Annotated in this window: 7 protein-coding genes and 2 pseudogenes; 3 read left to right on the top strand and 6 right to left on the bottom strand. The window is 73.4% G+C overall.

The window, feature by feature from the left end; translation table 11 throughout:
* Nucleotides 1-413 precede the first annotated feature (413 nt).
* Entirely contained in the window at nucleotides 414-809 is a 396-nt protein-coding gene (locus SSBG_RS35175; protein WP_234010661.1) for a hypothetical protein, read from the top strand.
* Nucleotides 719-1,453 carry a hypothetical protein gene (locus SSBG_RS35170; RefSeq protein WP_234010660.1) on the top strand — a complete coding sequence of 245 codons (735 nt, stop codon included), beginning with the start codon at nucleotides 719-721 and terminating at the stop codon, nucleotides 1,451-1,453. The genes SSBG_RS35175 and SSBG_RS35170 overlap by 91 nt, the downstream gene beginning before the upstream one ends.
* A gap of 119 nt (nucleotides 1,454-1,572) precedes the next feature.
* Here SSBG_RS35170 and SSBG_RS33865 read toward each other — a convergent pair whose 3' ends face one another.
* Nucleotides 1,573-1,746 carry a hypothetical protein gene (locus tag SSBG_RS33865; protein WP_008749315.1) on the bottom strand — a complete coding sequence of 58 codons (174 nt, stop codon included), beginning with the start codon at nucleotides 1,744-1,746 and terminating at the stop codon, nucleotides 1,573-1,575.
* A gap of 224 nt (nucleotides 1,747-1,970) precedes the next feature.
* Between SSBG_RS33865 and SSBG_RS27490 the strand changes: the two are divergent.
* A pseudogene (locus tag SSBG_RS27490) lies at nucleotides 1,971-2,740 on the top strand (DUF1206 domain-containing protein).
* Here SSBG_RS27490 and SSBG_RS27485 read toward each other — a convergent pair.
* From SSBG_RS27485 to SSBG_RS27465, 5 genes and pseudogenes are all read right to left on the bottom strand, one after another.
* Nucleotides 2,725-3,366: pseudogene (locus SSBG_RS27485) on the bottom strand (DUF3291 domain-containing protein). The pseudogenes SSBG_RS27490 and SSBG_RS27485 overlap by 16 nt on opposite strands.
* Nucleotides 3,367-3,611: 245 nt before the next feature.
* Nucleotides 3,612-4,472 carry a SigB/SigF/SigG family RNA polymerase sigma factor gene (locus SSBG_RS27480; RefSeq protein WP_008749313.1) on the bottom strand — a complete coding sequence of 287 codons (861 nt, stop codon included), beginning with the start codon at nucleotides 4,470-4,472 and terminating at the stop codon, nucleotides 3,612-3,614.
* 387 nt (nucleotides 4,473-4,859) lie between these two features.
* A complete protein-coding gene (locus SSBG_RS27475) occupies nucleotides 4,860-6,134 on the bottom strand; it encodes an MFS transporter (protein WP_078491426.1) in 1,275 nt (424 codons plus the stop codon).
* Nucleotides 6,135-6,298: 164 nt separating this feature from the next.
* Entirely contained in the window at nucleotides 6,299-6,796 is a 498-nt protein-coding gene (locus SSBG_RS27470) for a MarR family winged helix-turn-helix transcriptional regulator (RefSeq protein ID WP_106429390.1), read from the bottom strand.
* A 99-nt stretch (nucleotides 6,797-6,895) separates the two neighbouring features.
* The coding region (locus tag SSBG_RS27465) for a potassium channel family protein (protein WP_008749310.1) at nucleotides 6,896-7,879 on the bottom strand (984 nt) is incomplete at its 5' end.

Here is a 7,879-nt window from a genome sequence, read left to right as displayed (position 1 = left end):
CCAGGCGTGTGGCGGGTTCCCGCGGTGCCGGACGCGCCCGGCACGGCCGGGGTCGCCGCTCCGGCCCCGGGCCACCGCTCCCCTGAGCAGCTTGTCCGCCGCTCCCGCGAGTCCCGAGCCCGCCGCGTCCCGGTCGGCTGCACGGGCGCGTCGCCGGTCACCGTGGGGACGTTCCCCGGGGGACCGGCCGGGAAGCGGTGAAGAGGTCGTGACCGCGGATCACAGTCGGCCGCCGAGCGGGAACACCACGGAGCGCACCCCGCACTCCCGGTCCCTTCCGGGCTGCGGGCCGAGGCGGGCGGTGCCACCTGGGCCATCAAGGACCGACCACGTGGGAGCCCCTTGCGCGAGACACCTTCGAGCTGAACCCGGACATCCTGGCCGCGCTGCGCGCCCCGCGCCCGTACCCGGCGGTGTCGCTGCTGCTGCCCACGCATCCGGCGTCGCCGGACGGCGCCGAGGACGCGATCCGGCTGCGCAACCTGGTGAGCGAGGCGAAGAAGCGGCTCGCGGACGACCCGGGGGTGGACAAGGCGACCCTCCAGGCCGTCGAGGCGCGGATCGACGAGGCGGCGGCCTCGGTGGACTCCTCGGAGATCACCGACGGGACGCTGCTGCTCGTCTCGGCGCGGGACTGGGAGGTGTGGAAGCTGCCCGTCGCGCCGCCCGAGCAGGTCGTCGTCGCGGACACGTACCTGACCCGCAACCTCGTCTCCTCGTGGCTGCACGAACGGCCTACTGGGTGCTCGTCCTCTCGGAGGAGGGCAGCAGGCTGTGGCACGGGGCCGGCGAGTCGCTCACCGAGGTGACCGCCTTCGGCTTCCCCGCGAAGCCCGAACTGCCCGACCACCAGGACGCCGAGCCGGGCGCGAACTTCGGCAATCAGCCCTCGCCCTACCGCGAGGAGCGGCTGCGCCAGTACCTGCGGGACGTGGACGACAAGCTCGCCGACGTCCTGCGCACGGGCAGGGGCCCGGTGCACGTCGTGGGCACGACCAACCAGATCAACACGCTCGTCGAGCGCAGCCGCAGCAAGGGGCGCGTCGGGGAACGCGTCGAACGGGCCGGGGCGGACAAGCTGACGGGGCACGCCCTGCTCGACGTCCTGCGTCCCGCGCGCGAGACGTACACGGCCGAGCGGCAGCGCGAGGCGCTCGACCGGCTCGGCGAGGGGATCGGGCAGAGGCGGTTCGCGGCCGGCACGGACGAGATCTGCCAGAACGTGCAGGAAGGCCGCGTCCACCTCCTCCTGGTCGAGGACGGCTTCCAGGTCTCGGCGGTCCCGGAGGCGACCCACCTGCGCCCGGCCGCCTCGGCACAGGACCCCGACGTCGAGGACGACATCGTGGACACGCTCGTGGAGACGGCGCTCGAAACGGGCGCCGACGTCGTCTTCGTCCCCGACGACGCGCTCGCGGAGCACGGGAGGGTCGCGGCGGTACTGCGGTACTGAGGCGGCGTACGGGCAAGGGGCGCGCGGTCCTCGTGACCGCGCGCCCCTGCGCGTACGCAACACCCGCCCGCCCCTCCCCCGGCCCCGCCGGTTTCCCGCCGGGGCTCGGCCAGGCGGGCTCAGCGGTGGCGACGGCCGCCGATGCGCGCGGAGGCGCCGCCGAGGTGGGCGGCGAGGAGGGCGAGCCCGACGAAGCCGAGGGCGGTGGGCGAGTACCAGGACTCGGTGCTCGTACCGGTGGCGAGCAGCAGGTAGGCGATCACGAAGAGGGCCGAGGCGACGTAGGCGAGCACGGTGTCTCCCGGGGGGAGTGCGGCGGGCCGCGCGGATTCGTGGTCCCGGCGGGACCGGTGTCCGCGTGCCCCGGCACGGACGGAACACGCCCGGCAGCGCGCCGTGTTCGCTGTGAGCGCGTCCCCCGTTTCCGCGCGGCGGGCGGGGGCAACCGGGCCGCATGACGAGCGAAACGACACGGCGCGCGCACCACACCGCCAGGCGCGCGGCGAACAGTTCAGCGGTGGACCGTGCCGCCCGCGCCGGATTCGTGGCCCGGGGGATCATCTATCCGCTCATCGGCGTGATCGCGATCCGGGTCGCCTTCCATCCCTCCGACGGGAAGCAGGCGGACCGCTCGGGGCGCTCGCCGAGATAGCCGAGAAGCCCTTCGGGCTCTTCCTGCTGTGGGCGCTCGGGATCGCGACGGCGGGCATGGCGCTGTGGCGCCTGTCGGAGGCGGCCTTCGGCGCCTCGGGCCCCGACGGGGACAAGGCGCACAAGCGGCTGCTCTCGGGGGGCCGCGCGGTGTTCTACGGCTTCGTCGCCTACTCGGTGCTCTCCTTCGCCGCGGGCGCGGGCGGCACGGGTTCCTCCGACAACAAGTCCAAGGACGTGACCGCGACGGCGCTCGGCTGGCCCGGTGGCCGGTGGATCGTCGCCGTGGCCGGCGCCGTCGTGGTGGGCGCGGGGGTGTGGATACTCGTGCGCGCGGTGCTGCGGAAGTTCCGCAAGCACCTCAAGACGGGCGAGATGGGGCGGCGCACGGAGCGCGTCGTGGACGTGACGGGTGTCGCGGGCGGCGTGGCGCGCGGGGTGCTCTTCGGGACGGCCGGGGTCTTCGCGGTTGTCGCCGCCGTGCGGTTCGAGCCGAAGAAGGCGAAGGGCATGGACGACACGCTGCGCTCCTTCACCGAGACTCCGGCCGGTCCCTGGCTGCTCGTCGTGATCGCGGTCGGTCTGCTCTGCTTCGGCTGCTTCTCCGTCGCGAGCGCCCGCTACCGGGAGACATGAGGCGGTCCGGGGCGGTGCCCCGGGGAGCGGTCCCCGCTCCTCGGTCCGCCCGGCGCACCGCCCGGTGTTCCGTCCGGGGCGAAGGCGCGCGGGAAGGTGAACGCGTGCGGCGTGGGACCGCGTCGGCCCAGGTGCTCCAGGCGGGACACCCCGTCCCGCCACGTGGGTATCGCGCCGTCGGGGATCCACCAGAGCGCGTGTCCCGGGCGGGCGGTGCGCTCGAACCAGTCGGAGCGGCGGTTCAGCGCCTCGCGGTGCGGGCCGCCGTACACGGCGTCGAACGCGGGAGCGAGCGCGGTCCAGAGCGAGAGGGTCGCGGCGAGGGCGAGGGTCCGCTCCGTACGGCCCTTGTCGTACCAGGCGGGTACGGCGAACTCCCCCCACGCCCCTCAGTCCAGGTCGAAGTACGTGCCCTCGGAGCCTGCAGCCGGTTCGGCGTGGGCCAGGTAGCCGGGATGGGCGCTGACGCTCCGGTAGACGGGGTCGCCGCTCTCCCGGAAGTCACGTGCGAGGGGCGCGGGATCGGCGACGGGGGCCTTGAGGACACCGAAGGTGTAGAGCGCGAGGGACACGTGCGCCTTCCTGCCGAAGGGGCCGGCTGTCGCCGGGGACGGGGCCCGGTGCATCCCGGGGGACGTGACCGTAGCCGCCTCGGCGCGCGTTGTCGACGTTGCGGTTCCCCTACGGTGTGGCCTCGCAAGGCGGCCGTCGGGTGCCTCGCGGGGCGGGCCGGCCGCCAGGGCGCGGGCCTCGCGGATGCGGCACGCGAAGCGCCCCCGTCCGCCCGGCCGGTGAGGGGGCCGTACGAACGGGGGCGCGGCGCACGCGTACCACGGGCGGCGGCCGGAGGAGGCTCGGCCGCCGGGAGGGCTCAGCGCTCCGACATCAGGCCCGCGCGCAGGGTGCCGAGGGTGCGGTTGAGCAGACGCGAGACGTGCATCTGGGAGACGCCCAGACGCTCGCCGATCTGGGCCTGCGTCAGCTCCTGGCCGAAGCGCAGCTCCAGGATCTGGCGGTCGCGCGGCTCCAGCCCGGCCAGGAGCGGGGCCAGCGCGTGCAGGTCCTCGACGAGCTCCATGCCGGGGTCGTCGGCGCCGATGAAGTCGGAGAGGACGGCCTCGCCCTCGCCGCTGTCCTCGCCGCCGATGGTCGCGTCCAGCGAGGAGGAGGAGTAGCCGTTGGCCGCGATCTGGGCCTCGACCACCTGCTGCTCGCTGAGGTTCATGAGCGCGGCCAGCTCCGAGACCCTGGGGGCCCGGCCGAGGCGCGTGGAAAGTTCCTCATTGGCCTTGGCCAGCTCGACGCGGGCTTCCTGGAGGCGGCGCGGCACGTGCACGGCCCAGGTGGTATCACGGAAGAAGCGCTTGATCTCCCCGACGATGTAGGGCACGGCGAAGGTGGTGAACTCCACCTCGCGGCTCAGCTCGAAGCGGTCGATCGCCTTGATGAGGCCGATCGTGCCCACCTGCACGACGTCTTCCATGTCGTCGCCGCGGCTACGGAAGCGGCGGGCGGCGAAGCGCACGAGCGACATGTTCATCTCGATGAGCGTGTTGCGCGCGTCCTGGAACTCCCGCGTCCCCTCTTCCAGCGTGTCCAGCCGGTCGAAGAAGAGCCGGGTCAGCTCCCGTGCGTCCCGGGGAGCCACCTTGTGCGGCTCCGCGATCTCGGGCAGGGCGGGGGCAGCTGCGGTCCGTTCTCCCACGCTCGTGACGGTACCTACCGCACCCATGACAACCTCCTCGGTCCTGCGCCGCACCGCGCGGCGCGCTGCGGCCCGTGTACCCCGGCTTCCGGCGGTCATACTCAGCCGTTCGCGTAAATTTTTCCGACGGCTCGCGCCGCCCCGCGAACGGAGCACCGCTCCGGGTGTCCACGACCCCTGTCTACCCGTACGGACCGGGCCGCGTACAGCCGGGGGCGCTTTCCAGCCGCCGGGACGGCGGAAGACACCGCGAGGGACGCCTGAAATACCGGCGCAAGGACGGATATGCCCGGACACCGCGCGGGAGAGCACGGTGTCCGGGTCCGGCTTTCCGGGTTCCGGGCCGGTCGGTCCGGCGCCGGGGGGGTCCGGGGGGCCGGGTCCGGGAGGGCCGGGTCCGGGGGCCGGGTCCGCTCAGGTGGAGGAGCCCAGGTCCTCGGCCTCGGCCTGGCGGACCAGTTCCTCCTTCTCGTTCTCCACCGCGTTGTGCCGCTCCGCGTCGGCGGCCTGGGCGCGCTCGGCGTCGGCGAGGAGGCGGTGGCCGGTGGAGAGGATCGCGATGCCGAGGACGACGACACCGGCGCCGACGTAGAAGGGCACGTGCAGGTTCCAGTGGTCGGCGAGCTTGCCGGCGAAGTACGGCGCGAGGCCGCCGCCGATGAAGCGGACGAAGCCGTACGAGGCGGAGGCGGTGGGCCGGTCGACCGGCGCGACGGTCATGACGGCCTGAGTGGTGACGGTGTTGTTGATGCCGATGAAGCAGCCGGTGATGATGACCGCCACGATGAGGGTCGCGCGGTGCTCGGTGTTGAGACCGATCACGAGGACGTCGGCGGCGAAGAGCGCCAGGTTGAGGTAGAGCGCCTTAGCGACGCCCAGCCTGGCCTGGAGCCAGGGGGCGCCGAAGACCGAGAAGAAGGCGACGAGCAGGCCCCAGCCCGTGAAGACGTACCCGAGCTGGTGGGTGTCCAGCTCCATCGGGTAGGGCGCGTAGCCGAGGACGGTGAAGAAGCCCCAGTTGTAGCAGAGCGCCATGAGGCCCATGGTGAGCAGGCCGCGGTGGCGCAGGGCCTTCAGCGGGTCCAGGACGGACGCCTTGCGCGCGGGCTTGGGCGTCGGCTGGACGAGGACGACGGTCGCGATCAAAGCGATGGCCATGAGGACGGCGACACCGAAGAAGGGGCCGCGCCAGCTGATCGAGCCGAGTTCGCCGCCGAGGAGGGGGCCTATCGCGATACCGATGCCGAGGGCGGTCTCGTAGAGGATGATCGCGCCGGCGAATCCGCCGCTCGCGGAGCCGACGATGACGGCGAGCGAGGTCGCGATGAAGAGCGCGTTGCCGAGGCCCCAGCCGGCCCGGAAGCCGACGATGCCGTTGATGCTGCCGCTCGCGCCGGCCAGGGCGCTGAAGACGACGATGATCACGAGGCCGGTGACGAGGGTGCGCTTGGCGCCGATCCGGCTGGAGACGAAGCCGGAGAAGAGCATCGCGACGGCCGTCACCACGAGGTAGCTCGTGAAGAGCAGCGAGACCTGGCTCGGCGTCGCCTTGAGGCTGGTGGAGAGGGCGGGGAGGATCGGGTCGACGAGGCCGATGCCCATGAAGGAGATGACACAGGCGAACGCGACGGCCCAGACGGCCTTCGGCTGCTTGAACGGGCTGGCCGGTTTCTGTCCTGATGCGGACACGGAGTGCTCCAGGGAGGGACGTTCGGCCGCTCCGGCACGGTCGGGTCCCGGCGGAACGGCGGGGCGGGACGTACGGCCGCGGGCAGGGCGTGGCCGTACGGGGGACGACCGCCGCGGCCCGGGGGCCGGGCGGGGTTCGGGGGTGGGCGCGGGACGCGGGGGTGTCAGCCGGTACGGGGGGCGGGACGTCCGGCGCGTCCCGGTGGGGTGGGCCACTGGGTGCGGACCGCCGTGTCGAGCAGGGCCTCCAGGGCGGGCCTCGCGTCCCTGGCCGCGCGCAGGAGCGTGAGGCGCTCCCGCGCGGGCAGGGTGGCGAGGAGCTGGTGGAGGCGCTCGGCGCGGGCCTCGCGCCGTTCCCGTACGACGTCGCGGCCCGCGTCGGTGATGGAGACGAGGACGGCACGGCCGTCGTCCGGGCAGCGGACGCGGCGGACGAGCCCCTGCTTCTCCAGGCGCTGGACGAGCTGGGTCATGGAGGGCTGGGAGACTCCCCCGTCGCTCGCGAGCACGGTGAGCCGCGTCGGCCCCGTACGGGAGAGCCGGCCCAGCGTCATCGCGGCGGTGAAGCTGATGTCGTGCACCGTCAGATGCCGTACGGACAGCGCCGTGAGCCCTTCCAGGAGGGCGGTGACATCGTCCTGACCGAGGGGGATCTCATCCACGGAGCCATATGTATCACGCACCTATATAGGGGGTCCATGGGTAATGCAACCATCGGGGCGGGAGTGAGCCACTTCACAGGCGTCCGGGGAATGCGGGCGCTACGCGCCGCTCACGCGCGTACCGTCCTCGCGGCGACGGGTCAGCAGGGAGCCGAGGCCGTGGCGGGTGGCGGCGAGGACGACGCGGTCCTCGGCGCGCAGGACGTAGCCGGGGTGCAGGTCCCAGACGAGGCCGCCGCCGGCCTGCCCGCCCGGCGCGGCCAGGTCGGGGGCGCGCTCGGCGGGGCCGCTCGTGTCGAGCGCGATGACGCGCCAGGAACCGGGGCGGAACGCCTCCGCGACCGTGCGGCCCTCCAGTTCCTCCCGCCCGGCCACGTCGAGCGCGGCGAAGAGCAGCACCCGGCGTTCGACGGGAATCGCGCCGAGCACCTGGCGGCCCATCATCGCCCCGGCGAAGGCGGGCGCGGCGAGCGAGGAGACGCTGCGGCTGCGGGTGAGGGCGCCCGGGTGCGCGGCCCGCAGCGTGCGGTAGACGGCCGTCGCGAAGTCGTCGTCGAACAGGCGCAGCGAGACCCGCAGGAGCGGGTGGAGCGAGCGCGCGTAGAGCGCCGCCTCCAGGTTGGTGGCGTCCACGCTCGTCACGGCGAGCAGCGCGGAGGCGCGGCCGATCTTCGCGGCTTCGAGCACGCCCTCGTCGGTGACGTCACCGATGACGCACGGCACCCTGAGCCTGCGCGCGAGCGCGATACCGCGCGCCTCGGGGTCCTCCTCGACGCACACGACGGGCACGTTCATCTCGTGCAGCCGGGCGAGCACCCGGGTGCCGATCTTGCCGAGCCCGAGGAGCACGACGTGTCCGGCGAGCCCGCGCGGCGGACGGCGCAGCGTGGAGGCGGAGCGGAAGGTGCCGAAGGCTTCCAGGGTCGCGGCGACGAGCACCGGCAGGATGAGCAGGCCGACGAGCCCGTTGAGGAGTTGCAGGATCTGGCGGGCCTTGCCCTGTTCGATGGGGTCGTTGATCGCGAAGAGGTCGAGGAGGGTCACGTACGCGGCGTGCAGCGGGTGTTCGCCCGTGACCACCAT

Source organism: Streptomyces sp. SPB074, assembly GCF_000154905.1.
Taxonomy (GTDB): Bacteria; Actinomycetota; Actinomycetes; order Streptomycetales; family Streptomycetaceae; genus Streptomyces.
Note: the sequence above shows the minus strand (reverse complement) of the source record. Positions and strands in the feature narration are given on the sequence as shown.